This window comes from Streptomyces canus, assembly GCF_041435015.1.
In the GTDB taxonomy this organism is placed as follows: Bacteria; Actinomycetota; Actinomycetes; order Streptomycetales; family Streptomycetaceae; genus Streptomyces; species Streptomyces canus_G.
In genome coordinates, this window is record NZ_CP107989.1 from 481,748 (window position 1) to 500,827 (window position 19,080).

Consider the following 19,080-nt stretch of genomic DNA (forward strand, 5'->3'; position numbering starts at 1 on the left):
AAAGGTCAGTTGGCCTCGGCGAGCAGGACTCGCGGGGTGTCGCTGCCGCAGCCGCACCGGCCGGTGACGACGCGTCCGGTGATGCCGAGCGGCGTCTCGGGCAGGGGCGAGGTGCGCCCCTCCCCCGCCGCCACGGTCAGCTGTCCGTCCCGCTCGGCGAACCGCCATTCGGCGGCGTTGACATGTGCGCCGCTGCGCTCGGGGCATTCCAGTGCGAGAGCCGGTCCCACCGCCGAGATCACGGAGGCGGTCACCCCCACTCCGCGCAGGAGGGGGATGGCGGCGGGCCGGGCCAGCACGACGGGCGTGGACCGGAACATCTCGCCGATGTCGGCCGTGCCGGCGAGCCCTCCCAGCGTCTCCGCCGACAGGCCGATCACCGCGTGCGGGGTCAGTTCGCGATGGAAGACCGCGGTGCGGCGGTGGTCCCAGCCCATCGCCTCGGCGATGCCGTACGGCACCTTCAGCGTGCGCAGGGCGCCGATCACCGCATGTCCCCAGAAGCCCTCGAAGCCGGAGGCGGTCAGCAGGGCCCGCTGTCCGGCGGCGAGGCCGTGTTCGCGGAGCCGTGCGGTGGCCCACTCGGTGTCGCGGGCGAGTTCCGCCCAGGTCAGCTCCAGGTCCCGCATGCCGTCGGCGGTGGGGAAGCGCAGGAGGTAGGCGAGTTCGGGGCGGTCGAGCGTCCTGGCACGGGCCAGGGTGTCGGCGCGGGCCATCAGGTCTTCACCACCCGGGGGAACTTGGCGACGCTGGTCATGGTCTTCAACAGGTCCTCCTCGGTGCGCATGTCGAGCACCGGCTTGACTCCGGTCCGTTCGCGCACGGCCTCGCTCAGGCGTCCGGCCAGGGCGTCGACGTCGCCGGTGAGATGGGGGTCGTAGCCGACGCGCAGCCGCAGTTCGTCGACCTCGCGTCGGTCCCGGACGATCTGGAAGACGCCGGCGACGGTCTCCGGCTGGTCCTCGACCGCCTGCCAGACGTCCCGCAGGACGACGGAGCGTCCCTGGACCACCGTCTCGTCACCGCGCCGCCCGGCCACCCACATACGGGCGTGGGTGCGGCCGCAGCCGCAGGTGTCGCGGGAGAGGCGGACGAGGTCCTCGCTGCGGTAACGGATCAGCGGCGCGGCCCGGTTGTCGAGGTCTGTGGCGACGAGTTCGCCGAGGTCGCTCTCGGGGACGTCGTGCCAGCCGTGCTCGTCGACCTCGACGCACTCGGCGAAGACGGTGTCCTCCCAGAGGTGGAAGCCGTCGTGCTCGCGGCACTCCCAGGCGGTGCCGGTGTCGGCGGCGCTGGTGTACTCGTAGACGTCGATGCCCCAGTCGTCGCGGATCCGCTCGCGCATCTTCCGGCTCAGGGGCTGGCCGGCGCAGGAGGCGCCCTTGAGGGAGGAGAAGGCCTCCCTCAGGTCGGTCTTCTCGGCCAGGTGCTCCAGCTCCACCATCTGCGGATACATCATCTGCAGGTAGGCGGGGCGGTAGGTGCGCAGGGCCTCGACGACCTCGGGCATGTTGCCCATCCAGGTGTCCACCTCGATGACCACCGCGCCCAGCGCCTGGAATCCGGCGTCCATGAAGTTGCGGAAGGTGCCGGGCGGGCTCAGGACCCGGTCGCCGGGCCTCAGGCCCAGTTCCCACAGGTCCCGTACCTGCGCGGTCACCAGGGGTGGGGCGTCCTGCCAGATCTCGGCGAAGAACTCCGGGTCGCCGGTGGTTCCGGAACTGGAGGAGACGGAGGTCAGCTCCTCGACCGGGACGCAGAGCAGGCCGGCGAAGGGATCGCCGGTGCGGCTGCGGTAGGCGCGGATCATGTCCTTGGTGATGAACGGGATGCGTGCCCGGAAGTCCTCCAGGGAGCGGATGTCACGCGGGTGGGTCCCGTGTTCGTCCCACAGCTCGCGGTAGAAGGCCGAGTTGGCGTAGGCGTACTCCACGAGCTCCAGGAGCTGTTTCTCCTGCCGCGCGCGCAGTTCCTCGCGGGGCATGGTCTCCACCTGGGGCTCGAAGTACCTGTCAGCGGTGTCCCTGTCACCGACCATGGCGCCTCCTCGCGGCTCAGTGCCCAGATCTTCCAGCTATCAGCGCAATCAGTCAACCAATTCGACGGATTGAGCCCGAGGCTCGCGCTCCACCGATCTATATAGTTAACTATTAACACTCATTGAACCACAGGAGGGCTGCCGTGAAGATCGTTGTCTGCGTGAAGCACGTCCCCGACGCCACGGCGGACCGCACCTTCACCGAGGACGGCACCACCGACCGGGCGTCCGTCGACTCGCTGCTGTCCGAACTCGACGAATACGCCGTCGAGCAGGCACTGCGCCTGGCCGAGTCGGACGCGGAGGCCGAGATCAGCTATCTCACCGTCGGCCCCGACGACGCGCGCGACGCCCTGCGCAAGGCCCTGGCCATGGGCGGTGACGCGGCGATCCATGTCAGCGACGAGGACATCGAGGGCAGCGACGCGTTCGGCACGTCACTGGTGCTGGCCAAGGCCATCGAGCGGCACGGCTTCGATCTCGTGCTGTGCGGGATGGCCTCGACGGACGGCACCATGGGCGTGCTGCCCGCGCTGCTGGCCGAGCGGCTCGGCGTCCCGGCCGTCACCCACCTCGAGGACCTGGCGATCGAGGACGGAACCGTCACCGGCCGCCGCGAGGGCGACGGCGCCACCGTGCGGATCCAGGGCGCCCTGCCCGCCGTCGTCTCGGTGACCGACCGCTCCGGGGACGCCCGCTACCCCTCCTTCAAGGGGATCATGGCCGCGAAGAAGAAGCCGGTGCAGACCCTCGGCCTCGCCGACCTCGGCATCGAGTCCGCACAGGTCGGCCGGGCCGGGGCGCGGTCGGGCGTGGACACCGCGACCCGGCGCCCGCCGCGCAGCAAGGGCGAGATCGTCGCCGACGAGGGGACGGGCGGCGTGGGACTGGCCGCGTTCCTCACGACCAAGAAGTTCATCTGACCGCGCCCCGCCCTGACATACCTGCCTGAAGGAGTTGCATCACCGTGGCCGAGATCCTCGTCCTCGTCGACCACGTCGACGGTGCCGTACGCAAGCCGACTCTCGAACTGCTCACCCTGGCCCGCCGCTTGGGCGAGCCATCGGCCGTCTTCCTGGGGCCGGGCGCGGACACCGCGACCGAGGTTCTCGGCCGGTACGGCGCCGGGAAGATCCACGTCGTGGACGCCCCCGAGGTCGACGAGTACCTCGTCACCCCGGCCGTGGACGCCCTCACCCAGATCGCCGAGCGCACCGGCGCCGCCGCGATCCTGCTGCCGTCCGGGCCGGACGGCAAGGAAATCGCCGCGCGGGTCGCACTGCGGCTCGGATCCGGACTCATCACCGACGCCGTCGAGGTCACCGCGGGACCCGACGGACCGGTCACCGAGCAGTCGGCGTTCGCCGCGACACACCAGGTCACCGCGCACGTCACCCAGGGCGTGCCGGTGATCACGGTCAAGCCGAACGCCGTAGCCCCCGAACCCGCTGCCGCGGACCCCGTCGTCGAGAAGCACGACATCACCTTCGGGCCGGCTTCCGCCTCCGTCCGGATTCTGTCCCGCACGCCTCGCGAGCGCGGCGACCGGCCCGAACTGACCGAGGCCGACATAGTCGTCTCCGGCGGCCGAGGCGTGAACGGCGCCGAGAACTTCGCCCTCATCGAGCGGGTCGCCGACACGCTGGGCGCGGCGGTCGGGGCGTCACGGGCCGCCGTGGACGCGGGCTGGTATCCGCACAGCCACCAGGTCGGGCAGACCGGCACCCAAGTCTCCCCGCAGCTCTACCTGGCCGCCGGCATCTCCGGGGCGATCCAGCACCGCGCGGGCATGCAGACCTCCAAGACCATCGTGGCCGTCAACAAGGACGCCGACGCCCCGATCTTCGAGCTCGCCGACCACGGCGTGGTCGGGGACCTCTTCGCGGTGCTGCCGCAACTGGTGGACGAGATCGAGCGGCGCCGGAGCTGATCTCCGCTCCTCCCGGCCTTCCCTTCAGCCACCCATACAACTAAAATCGCTAACTGATTACATCCATTGAGCTTGCAGCCCTGACCCGAAGGAGCGTCATGACGAAGATCTGGGTCAACTCCGGGGACTCCCACGTGATGGAACCCGCCGACGTGTGGACCGAGAGGCTGCCCGCGCGGCTCGGCGCCCGCGCCCCGCGCAGCGAGCGCGGCGAGAAGTACGAGATGCTCTACATCGACGGGGAGCGCATCGACCGCCAGCTCGGCGACTTCATGGACGCCATGCGTCCGCCGGGCGCCTGGGACCTGAAGGTCCGCCTCAAGGACCTCGACCAGGAGGGTGTGTGGTCCCAACTGGCCTTCCCCTCCATGGGGTTCTGGCTGGTGTCGATCACCGACCGGGAGCTGGCCCGGGAGACCGTACGGGCCTGGAACGACTGGGCCCACGAGGAGATCCTCAGCAAGAACAAGCGGGTCATCACCACCGCCTGCGTCTCCACGGCCGACATCGACGACGCGGTCGCCGAGGTGGAGCGGGTGGCGGAGCTGGGCTTCAAGGCGGTCTTCCTGCCGTGTTCCACCCGCGAGGGCGAGGAGTACGCGCTCGACCGCTGGGAGCCGCTGTGGACGGCGGTCGAGCGGGCCGGTCTGGTACTCGGCTTCCACATCGGCACGGGCGGACAGAACGTCGTCTTCCGCGGGCCCGGCGGCGCGGTCGTCAACTACATGGAGACCACGTACCCGGGCATGCGGGTGGTGTCCCACATGGTCGCGGGCGGCGCCCTGGACCGTCACCCCGACCTGAGGATCCTCATCGCGGAGGGCGGCGCGGGATGGATGCCGGCCATCGGCGACCGGATGGACGAGGCCTACCGCCAGCACGGCATGTTCGTCCGGCCCAAGCTGAGCCGACTGCCCAGCGAGATCATCAGGCAGCAGGTGTACGCCTCCTTCCAGCACGACAAGAGCTCGGTGGAGATCGTCGAGTCGACGGGCTACCGCAACGTGATGTGGGGCGACGACTACCCGCACCTGGAAGGCACCTACGGCCACACCCAGTCCACGCTGCACGACCTGTTCGACGGCGTGTCCGACGACATCCGCGACCGCGTCACGCGCGGCACCTTCAACGAGCTGTTCGGCCTGCCGGAGCAGACTCCCCAGGAGGCGGCCGTCTGAGCGGCGCCGACGGATCCACTCCGGTGACCACTCCCCCGTACCCCTCCTATCCCGAAGACCTCGAGCGGCCCGGACTCGTCAGGACGGGACGGTCGACCTTCGTCCGGCCCATCCGGCCGGAGGACGCCGACCGCCTGGTCGCCTTCGTCGGCACCCTCTCCCGGGCCACCCTGGCCTACCGTTCCCTCGGCCCCGTGGTCCGCGCCCGCGACGACGTCATCCGGCGCGGGGCCCACGTGGACTACCTCAACGAGCTGGCGCTCGTCGCCCTGGCCGGTGACGAGATCGCCGGCCTGGTGCGCTACGTCCGCGACCCGGAGGAACCCGAACACGCCGAGGTCACCTTCACCATCCGGGACGACCACCAGAGCGAGGGGTTCGGCAGGCTGCTCCTGGAGCACATCGCCGCCGCCGCGCGGGCGCGGGGCATCCGTGTGCTGGAGGCCGACGTCCTCGCCGACAACGCCCGGATGATCAATGTGTTCCTCGGCTCCGGCTACCGGATCGAAGCCGGTCCGCCCGGTCAGATCATCCACTTCGAGATCGCCGTCGATCCGCAGGCCCAGGCCGTGGCGCGGGCCGAGCGCCGCGAGCAGACGGCCGTACGGCGCTCACTCAAGCCCCTGCTCGAACCGCGCTCCGTCGCCGTGATCGGCGCCAACCGCGACCCGCTGACGATCGGCCACGAGATCGTCGCCAACCTGCTGCGGGGCGGCTTCGCCGGCAGCGTGTTCCCCGTCAACCCGCGGGCCGAGCGGATCGCCGGGGCGCGGGCGTACGCCGGCGTGCGGGACCTGCCCGAGGCGCCGGACCTGGCGCTGGTGGCCGTACGGGCCGAGGCCGTACCCGGTGTCGTACGGGAGTGCGCGGAGGTCGGCGTCAAGGCGGTGGTCGTCGTCTCGACGGGCTTCGGAGAGACCGGCGCCGAAGGACGAGCCGGCGAGCTGGAGCTGGCGCGTTTCGCCCGCGCCTCCGGAATGCGGCTGGTGGGCCCGAACTGCATGGGCGTGGTCAACACGACCCCCGCGGCGCGACTGGCCGCGACCTTCTCCCCCGCCCTGCCGACGCCCGGCCGGGTCGCGATGTCCAGCCAGTCCGGGCCGCTCGGGCTCGCGGTGCTCGACTACGCCCGGCGGCTGCGGCTCGGCTTCTCCGGCTTCGTGTCGGTGGGCCACGCCGTCGACGTCTCCACCGACGAACTGCTCCAGTGGTGGGAGGAGGACCCGGGGACCTCGGTGATCCTGCTGCACGTCGAGACCTTCGGCGATCCGCGCCGGTTCGCCCGCGTCGCCCGCCGGATCGCGCCGCGCAAACCCATCGTGGCGGTCCACCCGGGCCACGCGGACTCGGCGGTGAGCTCGCTGTTCGCCCAGTCCGGTGTGATCCGCACCCGCAGCCTCCAAGAGTTGTTCGACGTCGCCCTGCTGCTCGCCCACCAGCCTCCCCCGCCCGGCAACCGGGTCGCCGTGATCACCAACGCGGGCGGCCCGGCGACGCTGACGGTCGGCGCGTGCGCGGCGAGCGGCCTGTGCGTGCCCGCGCTCGGTGAGCGCACCCGGCAGACGCTCCGGCCGGCCCTCGCCCCCCACGCCGACGTCTCGAACCCGATCGACCTGACGCCCACCGCGACGGCCGCTCACTATCGGCAGGCTCTGGACGCCGCCCTGGCGGACGACGGCATCGACGCGGCCGTCGTCCTGTTCATGCCGCCGCTGGCGGACAAGCCCGACGAGGTGGCATCGGCGATCCTCGACGCGGCCGCGGCCCGGCCCGACAAACCCGTGCTGGCCAGCTTCCTGGGCGGTGCGGGCGTCGCCGATCTTCTGCACCGGGGCGACCTGGTGGTGCCGACGTACACGTTCCCCGAGGCCGCGGCCACCTCGCTCGGACACGCGGCGGCCTACCAGACCTGGCGCAGCACCCCGGCGGGCGTCGTACCCGACCTCGCGGGAGTCGACGCCGAGCGGGCCCGGGCGCTGATCGCCTCGAGTGCCCCCGGCCCGGTCCCCGCGGCGGTCGCCGCCGAGCTGCTCGCCTCGTACGGGATCGCCGTGCGCGGGGGTGAACCGGGCCCCGGACCCGACGCGTTTCTCACCGTCCGCGCCGACCCGGTCTTCGGACCGGTGGTCGCCTTCGGTCTCACCGGGGACTACGCCGATCTCATGGCGGACGTCGCCCACCGCGTCACCCCCCTCAGCGACCGCGACGCCCGCGAGATGGTCCGCTCGCTGCGGGCCGCCCCCCTGTTGGACGGCCGGACCGGGGGCCCGGGGGTGGACCTCGCGGCCCTGGAGGAGACCCTCCTGCGCATCTCGGCGATGGTCGAGGACCACACCGAGATCGAGGCGCTGGAACTGCGTCCGGTACGGCTCCTGCGGCCCGGGGACGGAGTGGCCGTCGCGCACGCGACGATCCGGCTGGCCGACAACACAGCAACAGGAGGTTCCTCGTGAAGGTGGGCATCTACTTCGACCTGCGCAACCCGCCACCGTGGCAGCAGAGTTGGTCGCGGGTGTACGGGTTCGCCCTGGAGATGTGCGAGGAGGCCGACCGCCTCGGCCTCGACTCGGTCTGGTTCTCGGAACACCACGGCTTCGAGGACGGCTATCTCCCCCAGCCGCTCACCATGGCCGCAGCGGCCGCCGCCCGCACCCGCCGGGTCCGCCTGGGCACCGCGGTCATCCCCGCACCGCTGCACGCGGCCCCCGAGATCGCCGAACAGGCCGCGCTCGTGGACATCATCAGCGACGGCCGCCTGGACCTCGGGCTCGGCACCGGCTACCGGGTGCCCGAGTACCGGCTGTACGGCGGCGACCTCACCAAGCGCTACTCCACGACCGATCAGCGGGTACGGGAGATCCGCGGCCTGTGGGCCGAATCCCTCGTCACCCCCGGCCCGGTCCAGGACCCGCTGCCGATCTGGCTCGGCTACCAGGGCCCGCAGGGCGCCCGCCGGGCCGGCCGGCTCGGCACGGGACTGCTGTCGCTCAACCCGGCGCTGCTGACGCCGTACCGGGAAGGGCTCGCCGAGAGCGGGTACGACGTGTCGGCGGGCCGTATGCAGGGCTCGTTCACCACGTTCGTCACCGAGGACCCCGACGGCGACTGGCCGGTCGTACGCAGGCACCTGGCGTACCAGTGGGACAGCTACCGCCGGTACATGGTGGAGGGCACCGACCAGCCGCTCCCCCGCCCCATCGACCCCGAGAAGTGGCGGGAGACGGGGCTGAGCGCGACCGGTGTCGGCCAGTTCCTCTACGGCACCCCGCAGGACGTCGCCGATGCCATCAGGGCGTACGTGGCAGGGTTGCCGGTGGAGGGCGTGTTCCTGTGGGCCTCGCTGGCCGGGATGCCCGAGGAGATGGTGGCCCGGCAGGTCCAGCTCATCGCCGGGAAGCTGCGTCCGCTGCTTGCCGATGTCTGACAGCCCGATGTCCGACACTCCGACGCCCGACAAGAGGAGTCACACCATGTCCACGACGCCACCGACCGGGCCCTGGGCGGGGGCCGACTTCCAGGAGCCGCCCCGGACTCCCGGCGGGGTGGCCCTGTGCGGGGCGTGCCGCGCCGCCGGTTCCTGCCGGCTGGGAGTGGAGCACGAGCGGCTCGACGAGGACGGGTCGGCGGTGTTCGAGCTGTCCTGCCCGCGCGACCAGGAGGGCGGGCCCGATGTGGCGCACGGCGGCTGGACCGCGGCCGTACTGGACGACTGCCTCGGCCATCTGCCGCTGCTGCACCGGGTGTTGAGCGTGACGGCGGAACTGACCGTGAGCTTCGTGAAGCCGGTGCCGGTGCAGCGGCCGCTGGAGGTCCGGGCCTGGGTGGAGAAGCGGGAGGGCAGGCGCTGGTACATCGCGGGCGAGATGGTGCTGCTGCCGACCCGGGCCGTCCTGGCCCGGGTCTCCGGAATCTGGGTGACCCGGGACCAGGGCCACTTCGCACGGCACCAGGAGTGGCTGGCCGGTCAGGACGGCGAGGCGCAGTAGGAGCATCGGGCCAGGCCGAGGCGACGGGTCCCGGTAGGAACAACCGACGGGCCGGGACGGCGGGGCCCCGAAGAAGCACCCGGCAGGCCGAGGCAGCAGGGCTCCGAAGAAACAACCAACAGGCCGGGGCGGCGGGGCCCCGAAGAAACAACCGACAGACCAGGGCGACGGGGCCCAGAAGGAACAACCGGCAGGCCGGGGCAGCGGGGGCCAGAAGGAACCCCCGGCAGGCCGAGGCGATGGGGCTCAGTAGGACCTGAGCCCCATGCTGCGGGCTATGCCGTTGCGCTGGATCTGACTCGTGCCGCCGGAGATCGTGGCCACGATCGACTCCCGGTAGCGGAAGCTCATCACGCTCTCGGTCGAGAAGCCGTGCCCGGCGCAGACCTGCATCCCGAGCCGGGCGGCCGCCACGTACGTCTCCGAGCCCTTCAGCTTCGCCATCGACCCCTCCCGCGTGCACGGCTTGCCCTGCGCGAGCAGCCAGGCCGCCCGGTAGGCGAGCAGCCGGGCGGAGTCGATCTCGGTCTGCAGGTCGGCCATGGCGTGCGCGAGGGCCTGGAAGTTGCCGATCGGTCGGCCGAAGGCGTGCCGGTTGCGGGAGTAGTCCAGCATCTCGTCGAGCGTGGCCTGCGCGGCGCCCAGATAGCCGCCGCTGATGATCACCTTCTCCAGCTCGATGTTGGAGAGCATCACCTTCCAGCCCTCGTCGTGCGGACCGACGAGATTCTCCTTCGGCACCAGGGCGTCGTTGAAGAAGACCTCGTTGGTGCCCAGGATGTGCCGGGCCAGTGTCGGCGTCCGGCGCACGTCGACGCCCTCGGTCGCGGGATCGACGAGCAGCAGGCTGATGCCGCCGTGCTTGGGCTCGCGGGGCCCGGTCCGCACGTACGTGGCGATGGTCGTGTCGGGCAGGCCGCCGCCCGTGCACCAGGCCTTCTGACCCCGGACGAGGAAATGGTCCCCGTGGTCCTCGGCGGTGGTGCGCAGCGCGGCGGCGTCGGACCCGCTGTCCGGCTCGCTGAGGCCGACGGCGAGCCGGTGGCGGCCCGTCATCACCTGCTCGCGGATGAACTCGCGCTGCGCCTCGCTGCCCCACCGGAACACCGTGATGCCGGGAATGAGCACCCCGATGTAGCACATGGCGACGTCGAAGCTGGCCCGCCCGAGCTCCTCGGCGATCAGGATGAGCTCCAGCGGCCCGCCGCCGTCACCGCCCTCGTCCTCGGCGAACGGGAGCGAGAACCACCCGAGGTCGGCCATGCCCCGGAACAGCTCGGGCGGTACGACGCCCTCCTCGTCCCACTGCTTGGCCTTCTCGGCCGGACACACGTCGGCGACGAACTTCCGAGCCGTCGCACGCAACAGGTCCTGCTCGTCGGTCAGCCCGAAGTCCACGGCCACTCCTCGCCAGCACTAGCCTATTCATCTATCTAATTGTTCTATGTTAGCTGATAGAAGGCGGCCGTAGTACTGCCAGACCACGGTTACCTGCGCGCCGGTCACCTGGTGGTCGCCGAGCCGCGGTGCACGGGGCCGTGCAGCCCCCAGCCCACACTCGCGGCTCGCTGGACGCCCGCGGGCTCAGGGCAGGAGGAGCACCTTGCCGGTCTGACGGTGGCTTTCGAGGTAGGCGTGGGCTTGGGCGGCTTCTTGCAGGGGGAAGGCACGGTCGATGATCGGGGTGATCTTCCCGGCCGCCAGCAGTTCCAGGCACAGTTGCTGGTCGCGCAGGGTGGCGCCGCGCACGCCGGCGATTTTGACCTGTTGGCCGATGACGGCGAGTGCGTCCAGTTCGAGGCGGGATCCCTGGTCGGTCGGTGTCCCCAGGACGATGACCGTGCCGCCGAGCCGTGCGCAGGCAAGAGACAGCTGGAAGAAGTCATTGCCTCCGACGCAGTCCCAGACGGCGTCGGCGCCCAGGCCGTGTGTCAGCTCCCGCACGCGTGCGGGCAGTTGGGGGGCGGTGGAGTGCACGATGTGGTCGTAGCCGAGCTTGGCGAGTGCTTCGTCGTGGTCGGGTTTCGTGGTGGTCCCGATGACGGTGGCGCCGCTGAGTTTCGCCAGTTGTGCGCAGGCGATCGCCATTCCGCCGCTGGCGCCGGTGATCACCACCGTGTCGCCGGGGCCGACGGGTGCTTGGCGCGCGCAGTTGAGGGGCGTGGTGTAGGTCCACATGGTGGCCGCGGCGGTCTGGAAGTCGACGCCGCCGGGGATGGGCAGGACGGCGTCCTGGCGGCGCACGACGTACTGGGCGTATCCGCCGAAGACCTGGTGACCGGGGTAGGCGGTGTCGACGCACAGGTTTTCCAGCCCGCGCAGGCACAGGGCGCAGTTGCGGCATGGCGGGTGCGGGAGCTGTACAGCCCGGTCGCCGGGGCGCCAGCGGGTGACGTTGTCACCGGTGGCGACGATCTCACCGGCCGCGTCCCGGCCGAGCTGAAAGGGCAGGGGCCACGGCGGCCGACCCGGCAGAGGCTGCGGCAGGTTGCCCGCACGGTAGCGCAGGTCCCAGCTGTTGACGGCCGTGGCGTGCACACGCATCAAGACGTCATCGGGGCCGACCTCGGGAACCGGCGCCTCCATGTACTGGAGCACCTCGGGCCCGCCGTGTTCGAACAGGCGGACCGCCATCATGGTCTGTTCCACTTTCACGTTCCTTCAGATCGATACGCAATTCATCGCAGGCTCCACTCAGCCGTCCACACCACATCCGTCCCGCCGACGGGCATGCGTGAGCCGATCCCGGCCAGGCGGCTCACCAGGGACGGACACAGGATGGAAAGGAAACGGAACTCCCCGAGGAGTACACCGAGATCAGGACTGAACCGGACAGCTCGATGTGAACCGCCGCAGTCAAGTGCTGCACAACCTTGTGCTGGAAGGCGGGACGAGAAAGCTGCACAACCACCAGGCAACAGCCGCCTCATAAAGCCCGTACCGCTCCCCGGATGAAGCTTCCATGAAGCCGGGCGCTCCGTGCGGCCGAACCCGGCCGGGCAGAGCAGGTCCGGACGCAGGTTTCTGAACCCCCTGGACCTGCTTGCGCATCACCCGGCCGAGGCCGGTGTCAGCTGTCAGTTGCCGAACAGTTGAAGGGCGCTGAGCCAGATTGCCCACGGGTTCACACGCTCGGGGTAGCGCTGCTTCATCGCGTTGAAGAATTCCGCGGGGTTCGTGGACTGCTCGAGGACGACGGCGCCGACGTCGAGATAGCGCCGCGTTTCTTCGATGTCCGATGCGGGATTTCCGCGTTGGGTGTCCTTGTGGCCGGCCACCACGAACCGCGGCTTCAAGGCAGCGACCTTGTCGAGTGCCCGGTGCCACGCCTCCAGGCCGCCGTCTCGGCCTTCTCCGAGATACTGGTGCACGTTGTTGTAGACGACATCGCCGGCTATGACCAGGTCCAGTGAGGGCGCGTGCAGCACGCTGGTGTCGTCGGTGTCGGAGTGGCCGACCTCGTGCGCGAAGAGTTCGTGGCCGTCGAGGAGCAGTCCGTCCGCGGGGAAGACGGAACCCTGGACGGTCAACGGAGGCTCGGGAAGGGCGTCGCCGAAGATGTCCCTGTATGTGCCGGCCAGCACTCCGCCAGGTGTCTGGTGGGCGATGCCCGCAAGCACCGCGTCGCTCGCGACGACTGTCACGTCAGGGAACCGGCGGAGCAGGTGATTCGTGGTCGCGAAGTGGTCGAAGTGAGCGTGGGTCACATAGATGTAGCGCAGCGCCACATCGTGGCTTTCCACCCATTTGATGAGCGTGTCGGCCTGCCCGCGTGTGACCGGCGGGTCGGTCAGCAGCGCCTCGTTCTTCCCGTAGATGAGCGTGTGGGACATCGATGACCAAAGCGACGGCCCGTCGTCCGGCCGTGGCGGAGCCGCGACCGTGACCGGCTCCATGTCCGAGACGAAGACCTCATAGCGAAGATCGGTGCTGCTCATCGGATTTCCGCCCGTCCGCCGGCCGCCGCGAGGCTTTCCCGCCGCGGGAAATGCTTGCCGTACGCGGTGCCGGCGACGTGCGTCGCGACACCGTCCTCGACCACACCGCTCGCTGCGGATACGGGCGGATTGACCGTCCGTCCCAGGCCGCGATTGGCTCTGTCCGGATAGGTGATCACCATCAGTCCTCTCCATCGTCGTGAACATTTGAACGAGGGCGGCGCCTGGACGAGCCGCGATGCGTGCTGCTGAAGAAGGTGCGGGCGGCGAACAAGATCGGCTGGCCCAGGGGGTGGCCGATCCCTCCCACGCCCGGGCGGCTCGGCGCGTCCAGAAGCGGTCCCAGTCCGGTCGACCGCGCGCGACCGGGCAGCAAGCACCAGGTCCTCACCGAGGGGCAGGGCATCCCGCTCGGGGTGTCACCGACCGGTGAAAACCGTAACGACGTCACTCAACTGCTGCCGCTGCCCGACAAGATCGCAGCTGTGACGGGGAAGCACCGCGGCGGCCGTTCGCATGCGGCGCCATGCTCCGGGTCGCGTTGCGACGCCCCAGCTAGCTCTGTGAACCTCCCGTGACGTCCACCCAGCTCCCCGTCACCCACCGGCCCCCGTCCGACGCCAGGAACGCCACCACATCCGCGACGTCGGCCGTCTCCCCCACCCGGCCCAGCGCAGACAGCGCCGCCATATGCTCCCGCGCGTCCTCGCTCGTGTGCAGCAGTTCATATGTGCCGTCCGTGGCTATGACCCCCGGCGCCACCGAGTTCACGGTGATGTTCCGAGGGCCCAGCACCTTGGACAGGTACAGGGAGAAGGTGTCCAGAGCGCCCTTCGTCATGGCGTACGCAATGGCGTTCGGCATCTTCGCGCTCCGGGCCAGTCCCGACGAGACGTTGATGACCCGGCCGCCGTCGCGCAGACGGGTCAGGCCGTGCTTGACGAGGAGGAAGGGCGCCTTCACGTTCACCGCGAAGACGCTGTCGAACTCCGCCTCGTCGATTTCCTCGATCGACCGGGTGTTGCCGATTCCGGCGTTGTTCACCAGGATGTCCAGCCCGTCCGCGTGCCGGTCGAACTCCTCCCACAGGGCCTCGGCGTCCCCGGGCACCCCCAGCTCCACGCCGATGGCGAAGGCCGAGCCACCCGCCGCCTCGATCGCGGCGACCGTCTCCTTCGCCGCCGCCTCGTTCCTGCCGTAGTGCACGGCGACCCGTGCGCCGTCGCGTCCCAGCCGCTCCGCGATCCCGCGTCCGATGCCCCTGCTCGCCCCGGTGACCAGAGCCGTCCTGCCCGCAAGCACGCCCATGTCGGCGCCTCCTTCACCATTCCCTTGATTGCTCATGGGAACGACCCTAGAGGGTCTGACTTTAAAAATGCAATCCAGCAGGGGTGCGACTTGGGCCCAACTTTCGAGAGAGGCGGTGAGTTCGAGGGCGTCGACCTGTCGCCGTATCGGTGCTGAGCAGGCACTTCTGGCCGCCGGCTGCGCGGACGGCGCCACGAGCCGCCGGAGGGGGCGGTGCTGCGGGTGGGGTTCTTGCTGCTGTCCATGACGCAGTCGGCGAAGCTCTCGCGCATCCTGGCGCGGGCGGCAGCAGGGAGGGTCAGGAGGCATCCTCAGCGAGTGCCCGGACCCTCAAGAGATCCATGGACCCAGGAGTGCTCACTGGAGGCAGCTTCTCCGCGTACAGCCCCGGCGCGGGTCTTCTGGTCCGCCGGCTGCCCCGACGGTCCGCCGCAATCCGGACACCGCAGCAGTCGGCTGGGCGGGACCGGGAACGCTTTGACGAAGGCTGGGTTCAGCCGGACTGACCGGGGGACGAGTTCTGAGGGTCAGGTGCTGCCGCCAGCAACACATCCTCCACGGGAACCTCGCGGCCCTCGTCATCGACGAACCCCACATGGACGGCCCGCCCCGTGGAGCGGGTCCGCCGGCCAACGGAGGGACCTGCGGGCCGCGGGCGATGTCGGTCGCCCCACTGCTGCAGCGCTCCCAGGACGGGCTGCAGTTCGAGCCCGGCCGGCGTCAGGTGGTAGCTCTGCCGGGGCCTGCTGCCTGCCTCCTGGTAGGTCAGTGTCCGCAGCACTCCGGCGTCGACGAGAACCTTGAGCCGGTCACTGAGCAGGTTCGACGCGATGCCGAGAGCTGACTGAATTTCAGCGAACCGGTGCCGGCCGTAGAGGACCTCACGCAGCACCAGCAGAGTCCACCGCTCGCCGAGTACCTGCAGGCTCCGCTCCATGGAGCAGGCCGGCTCGTCATCCATGGGGCCGGACACGTGCCTTCCTGACGGCACAGAACTCACCTCCACATCGACGCCGGACACTCGTTCCGGTGGCCACGCACGTCCCGCAGCCGCACCGCATGCCTGAGTTTACTATCACCAGCCAGAAGACACGTACGCCTGCCGAGCGGGAGCAGGCGACTCGGGCAGGATCCCCCACAGGCAAAGGGACGCGGCAGGTAAGAAGGATCAATTGCGCATCCCCTCGCCGGACGGGCCGACTGCACGTCGCAGCTGCCGGTCTGGCGCATGTGACGGCGAGACAGGCTGCCAGGAGTACGACCGGCGAGCGAGTCACCGGTCAAGGAGGCCCAGCCGGGGGGCGGCCGCCTGCTCCGGATTGCACGGAGCAAGCTGCAAGGCCTGCGGCGTGCGTTCACGTCGGGTCGTGGAGCCTTGGAGTTCGCGTCTTGGAACTGGCGGCTGCGTTACTGCCAGCCGGGGAGGCGGCGGTCGAGATCCCTACCACGGAGCTTCCTCGACCTGGCGCAGGATATCGGCCCGCCCGGCCACCGCAGGTGCTTGTCGCCCTTGTACGCCGCCTCAGACACCCCGGGTCCGAGACACTCGCGCGTGTCACATCACTCCATCGCGGCGACAAGCCTTGTCTCGGCAGACTGAGGACATGTCAACCGAAGTGAGCGGAATGATCGAGTGCCGGCCCTTGGCCCGCATCTGGGGAGAGGAGGACGAGGACGCGGTCTGGCACGCCGCCATTGACCTCTTCCTCCTCAATACGGGCAACGCCTACGACGCCCTCGCCTGCCTCTTCGGCGTCCGCAATTCCTTCGGGTTCCGGCCGCTGACCGAGGACCGCGGTCTGCCGGAGGACGCCTCGGACGGACTGCGAGGCACGTTCAGCGCGTGGGGCGGACCACAGGACACGCACGGAACGACATGGATCAGCTGGGCCGAGTTGGCAGCCGCCGACTGGGACGAGACAGATCGGTCCGGCACGCGCAGCCGAAGGGCGGTCGCCGGTGACGAGACCCACTGGGCCCCGGTCTGGGACGTGATGCGGACGCTTGGCGAGGTGCATGGCCCAGAGCACGTGCGACTCGTGGTCTGGTTCGACTGATCGCGGTACCGGTTCTGCCCCAGGACGCAGGTCGACTTCTCCGTTCGGAAGCCACTGGAGCCGAGTCTGCTCGGCGGGTCCGTCGTGACGGGCGAGGTGAACCACGGAGTGGGTGAGGGTTGGGCCGGTGTTGCACTCTGGTGATCCGGTGCCGGTCATGTGGCGCCTCTGGTCATGCGGCGTACCCGCTGCGTGGACTCGTGTACCGCCCGCTGGGCCTGGGCGACGACGTCGGCAGCGGAGCGGCTGTGTCCCTCGGCCTCCTGCTGTTCGTTCTCGGCCTGCCGGCACTCCTCGCGCGCCTGCTGCATCTGCTCCTCGATGGCGGACATCCGTCGACGAGCCTGTTCGGTGCGCTTGCGCGCCCGCCGAAGCTCGGCGTCGAAGTCCGCCTGCCGTGCACGCTCTTCACGCAGGCACTGCTCGGCCGCCTCGGCTTCCTCCCGCGCGCGGGCCAGCTGCTCCTGTCGGGCGCGGCGGCGCTCGGCGAGTTCGTCCTTGGATGCCCGTCTCGGAGACGCGGAGGGGGACGGGGCCGCCGGGCGACTGCGGGTGCCCGGTTTCTCGGCCACCGGTGCGCTGCCCGGGCGGAATTCCGATGGCGGGGTGAGGGCGTTGGCCAGGCGGCCGCCCGCCCACTGATCGGCTGCGTCCGGATCTGCGAGTACGGCGCGCAGGGTCGCTTCGAGGTCCTGCTGGACCGGTTGCGAGAGCCGGTGCCCGGCGTCACGGGCGAGCTGGGCGGCCTGCCGGGAGAGGGCGGAGACGACGCGGCGGCGCTGCGTGGAGAGATCTTTGAGGCTTTCGGCGTCCAGGGCCTGGTAGGCCTCGCGCAGCGCCTGTCCCAGTTCCAGGAACTGCCGGCTCTCTTCCGGCTGGGAGCGCAGGAGGAGGTTGGCCGCCCAGGCCGCGAGGGTGGGGCGGCGGGCGGCGCGAATGCGGCGGGCATCGTCCATCCGGCCGGCGGTTCTCGCGGCGGCGGCCAGCGTCTCCCGCCGGGCGACGAAATCGGACGGCGGCGCGGTGTACAGCTCGTCGAGGACGGCTTCCACGTCGTCCCCTTCGCTGCCCCGGCGGCTTTTGCGCGCGTTCAGTGTCCCCGCACCTCCAGGCTGCCCTCATGCCGCTCGTTCCGTCTCGACTCCCCGACATCCAGCTCGTGTCCGCCAGTCCGGCCCGTGTTCTGCAGGAACACGGTGAGGTCATGCAAGCGGTGGGCCGTGCGGAGCAACGGATCGTCGATGCCCGCCCTGCGGCCACCCGTCCCATACGGCGGGCAGATGATGACGCGGCGCTCCGACATGGCACCAGCCTCACGCGCACCGCAGCGCCCCGCATCCCGGCGGGGGCGAGCTTCGGATCCCGCCTCGCAGGCCGGGGCGAGGTCGGTTCGCGACAGCGTGCAGGTGACGGTGCGTGGTTCACAGGCGGAGGACGATGAGGGCGATGTCGTCGCGGGCGCCGCTGCTGACGCCGAGGTGCGCGAGCAGAGCGTCGGCGAGACGTTCGGGGCTGTGGCGGGCATGGCGGGCGAGCGCGTCGGTGAGGCGTTGCAGGCCGGCGTCGATGTCCTCGCCGCGGCGTTCGATGAGACCGTCGGTGTAGAGCACGAAGGTGTCGCCAGGGGTGTAGGGCAGGTCGGCCTGGACGCGGGGGACGGGTTCGGGGCGGGCCCCCAGCGGAGGGTCGGTGGCCTGGTCCAGAAGTTCGCAGGTGCCGTCCGGGTGAAGCAGGACGGGAGGCGGGTGGCCTGCGCTGCTGTACAGAATGCGGCGAGCGCGGGTGTCGATGACGGCCTGGACGACGGTGGTGGCCAGCGCACCCTCCACATAGCGCGCATACCGGCCCAGGACGTCCAGGGCTCTCGCGGGCCCGTCGACGGCCCGGACTACGGCGGACAACGCGCTGCGCAGCATGCCCATGACGGCGGCGGCCTCCAGGCCGTGACCGACGACGTCGCCGACCGCGACGGCGAATCTGTTCTCGGGCAGGTCGACCACCTCGTACCAGTCACCGCACACGTTCAGTGACCCGGCGGCGGGCAAGTAGCGCACCGCGGTGTCCCGGTGCCGGGCCAGGTGGGGAGAGTGGAGCATGGCCTCCTGCAAGGTGACGGCGACCTGGCGTTCTCGGGCGTGGGCCTGGCGCAGTTCCTCGTTCACTCGGTGGAGCTCGCGCGCCCGCGCGTACAGCTCGACCTCCATCGCCTCCACGCCGCTGAGCGCCCCGCCTCCTCGCCGACGAGGGTGGGAGAGGATGAACGAGGTCACATCCTCCCCCCGGTGGAGGATCCACTCCACCTGCCCGTCCGGCCCGAGCACCGGTGTGTTGATCGCGGACCACCACCGCTCCTCGAACACGCCGGGCCGGTCGACCACGGGAATGTCGTACTTCATCGGCGCCATCGTGTCCGGCTCCCTCGAGCGCAGGACCCCGTGCAGGGAAGCGTGCAGATTCCGCACCCCGTCGGCATCCGGGTCCGCCGGATTGTCGGGGAAGGCATCAAAGAGGTACCGCCCGACCAGATCTTCCCGAGTACGGCCGGTCCCCCGGCAGGCCGCCTCATTGACGTCGACGAGCACCAGGTCCGGGCCGAGCACCATGCAGGGACTGGGGCTGACCGTGAACAGCGCCCGGTAGTCGAT

The 19,080-nt window shown here is 70.4% G+C and carries 18 protein-coding genes; 7 read left to right on the forward strand and 11 right to left on the reverse strand.

The features are described 5' to 3' along the window. Positions 1-5: 5 nt before the first annotated feature. Together OG841_RS02310 and OG841_RS02315 are read right to left on the reverse strand one after the other, a co-directional pair. Positions 6-716: a hypothetical protein gene (locus OG841_RS02310; RefSeq protein ID WP_328643036.1), complete on the reverse strand. Its 711-nt coding sequence runs from the start codon at positions 714-716 to the stop codon at positions 6-8. After that, complete coding sequence (locus OG841_RS02315) at positions 716-2,038, reverse strand: phenylacetate--CoA ligase family protein (protein ID WP_328643035.1); 1,323 nt, start codon at positions 2,036-2,038, stop codon at positions 716-718. Before OG841_RS02315 ends, OG841_RS02310 begins: the two co-directional genes overlap by 1 nt. A 161-nt stretch (positions 2,039-2,199) precedes the next feature. Between OG841_RS02315 and OG841_RS02320 the strand changes: the two genes are divergently transcribed. From OG841_RS02320 to OG841_RS02345, 6 genes are all read left to right on the forward strand, one after another. Then, on the forward strand, positions 2,200-2,961 hold the full coding sequence (locus tag OG841_RS02320; protein WP_328643755.1) for an electron transfer flavoprotein subunit beta/FixA family protein: 762 nt from the start codon (positions 2,200-2,202) through the stop codon (positions 2,959-2,961). A 44-nt stretch (positions 2,962-3,005) separates the two neighbouring features. Further along, positions 3,006-3,968 (forward strand): electron transfer flavoprotein subunit alpha/FixB family protein, encoded by a 963-nt coding sequence (locus OG841_RS02325; RefSeq protein ID WP_328643034.1) that lies wholly within the window; start codon positions 3,006-3,008, stop codon positions 3,966-3,968. Between the two features lie 98 nt (positions 3,969-4,066). After that, complete coding sequence (locus OG841_RS02330) at positions 4,067-5,146, forward strand: amidohydrolase family protein (RefSeq protein ID WP_328643033.1); 1,080 nt, start codon at positions 4,067-4,069, stop codon at positions 5,144-5,146. Positions 5,147-5,169: 23 nt separating this feature from the next. Then, on the forward strand, positions 5,170-7,599 hold the full coding sequence (locus OG841_RS02335; protein ID WP_328643032.1) for a bifunctional acetate--CoA ligase family protein/GNAT family N-acetyltransferase: 2,430 nt from the start codon (positions 5,170-5,172) through the stop codon (positions 7,597-7,599). Continuing rightward, positions 7,596-8,570: an LLM class flavin-dependent oxidoreductase gene (locus OG841_RS02340; protein ID WP_328643031.1), complete on the forward strand. Its 975-nt coding sequence runs from the start codon at positions 7,596-7,598 to the stop codon at positions 8,568-8,570. The genes OG841_RS02335 and OG841_RS02340 overlap by 4 nt, the downstream gene beginning before the upstream one ends. 46 nt (positions 8,571-8,616) lie before the next feature. Next, a complete protein-coding gene (locus OG841_RS02345) occupies positions 8,617-9,132 on the forward strand; it encodes a PaaI family thioesterase (RefSeq protein ID WP_328643030.1) in 516 nt (171 codons plus the stop codon). A gap of 246 nt (positions 9,133-9,378) precedes the next feature. Here the strand turns inward: OG841_RS02345 and OG841_RS02350 are convergent, their stop codons facing one another. The 6 genes from OG841_RS02350 to OG841_RS02375 form a co-directional block, all read right to left on the reverse strand. After that, a complete protein-coding gene (locus OG841_RS02350) occupies positions 9,379-10,530 on the reverse strand; it encodes an acyl-CoA dehydrogenase family protein (protein WP_328643029.1) in 1,152 nt (383 codons plus the stop codon). Between the two features lie 186 nt (positions 10,531-10,716). Next, entirely contained in the window at positions 10,717-11,781 is a 1,065-nt protein-coding gene (locus OG841_RS02355) for a quinone oxidoreductase family protein (RefSeq protein WP_328643028.1), read from the reverse strand. 428 nt (positions 11,782-12,209) lie between these two features. Continuing rightward, positions 12,210-13,070: an MBL fold metallo-hydrolase gene (locus OG841_RS02360; protein ID WP_371562970.1), complete on the reverse strand. Its 861-nt coding sequence runs from the start codon at positions 13,068-13,070 to the stop codon at positions 12,210-12,212. Then, positions 13,067-13,252, reverse strand: coding sequence for a hypothetical protein (locus OG841_RS02365; protein ID WP_328643026.1), 186 nt, complete (start codon positions 13,250-13,252; stop codon positions 13,067-13,069). Before OG841_RS02365 ends, OG841_RS02360 begins: the two co-directional genes overlap by 4 nt. Positions 13,253-13,625: 373 nt before the next feature. Further along, a complete protein-coding gene (locus OG841_RS02370; RefSeq protein WP_371562973.1) occupies positions 13,626-14,378 on the reverse strand; it encodes an SDR family oxidoreductase in 753 nt (250 codons plus the stop codon). A 493-nt stretch (positions 14,379-14,871) separates the two neighbouring features. After that, positions 14,872-15,351, reverse strand: a complete 480-nt coding sequence (locus OG841_RS02375; protein WP_371562975.1) for a winged helix-turn-helix transcriptional regulator — start codon at positions 15,349-15,351, stop codon at positions 14,872-14,874. Between the two features lie 631 nt (positions 15,352-15,982). Here OG841_RS02375 and OG841_RS02380 point away from each other — a divergent pair. Then, on the forward strand, positions 15,983-16,435 hold the full coding sequence (locus OG841_RS02380; RefSeq protein WP_328643023.1) for a hypothetical protein: 453 nt from the start codon (positions 15,983-15,985) through the stop codon (positions 16,433-16,435). 155 nt (positions 16,436-16,590) lie between these two features. On the opposite strand, the gene OG841_RS02385 is transcribed toward OG841_RS02380, so the two are convergent. The 3 genes from OG841_RS02385 to OG841_RS02395 all read right to left on the reverse strand — a co-directional run bounded on the left by OG841_RS02385 (position 16,591) and on the right by OG841_RS02395 (position 19,038). Next, entirely contained in the window at positions 16,591-17,487 is an 897-nt protein-coding gene (locus OG841_RS02385) for a hypothetical protein (RefSeq protein WP_371562978.1), read from the reverse strand. A gap of 38 nt (positions 17,488-17,525) precedes the next feature. After that, positions 17,526-17,738 (reverse strand): hypothetical protein, encoded by a 213-nt coding sequence (locus tag OG841_RS02390; RefSeq protein ID WP_371562980.1) that lies wholly within the window; start codon positions 17,736-17,738, stop codon positions 17,526-17,528. A gap of 118 nt (positions 17,739-17,856) precedes the next feature. Next, positions 17,857-19,038, reverse strand: coding sequence for a SpoIIE family protein phosphatase (locus tag OG841_RS02395; protein ID WP_371570541.1), 1,182 nt, complete (start codon positions 19,036-19,038; stop codon positions 17,857-17,859). Positions 19,039-19,080: the final 42 nt, after the last annotated feature.

Coding starts and splice junctions, on each gene's coding strand:
- OG841_RS02315 (WP_328643035.1), bottom strand. CDS start 2,038: ATGGTCGGTGACAGGGACACCGCTGACAGGTACTTCGAGCCCCAGGTG.
- OG841_RS02390 (WP_371562980.1), bottom strand. CDS start 17,738: ATGTCGGAGCGCCGCGTCATCATCTGCCCGCCGTATGGGACGGGTGGC.
- OG841_RS02310 (WP_328643036.1), bottom strand. CDS start 716: ATGGCCCGCGCCGACACCCTGGCCCGTGCCAGGACGCTCGACCGCCCC.
- OG841_RS02370 (WP_371562973.1), bottom strand. CDS start 14,378: ATGGGCGTGCTTGCGGGCAGGACGGCTCTGGTCACCGGGGCGAGCAGG.
- OG841_RS02360 (WP_371562970.1), bottom strand. CDS start 13,070: ATGAGCAGCACCGATCTTCGCTATGAGGTCTTCGTCTCGGACATGGAG.
- OG841_RS02330 (WP_328643033.1), top strand. CDS start 4,067: ATGACGAAGATCTGGGTCAACTCCGGGGACTCCCACGTGATGGAACCC.
- OG841_RS02345 (WP_328643030.1), top strand. CDS start 8,617: ATGTCCACGACGCCACCGACCGGGCCCTGGGCGGGGGCCGACTTCCAG.
- OG841_RS02380 (WP_328643023.1), top strand. CDS start 15,983: ATGTCAACCGAAGTGAGCGGAATGATCGAGTGCCGGCCCTTGGCCCGC.
- OG841_RS02395 (WP_371570541.1), bottom strand. CDS start 19,038: ATGGTGCTCGGCCCGGACCTGGTGCTCGTCGACGTCAATGAGGCGGCC.
- OG841_RS02365 (WP_328643026.1), bottom strand. CDS start 13,252: ATGGTGATCACCTATCCGGACAGAGCCAATCGCGGCCTGGGACGGACG.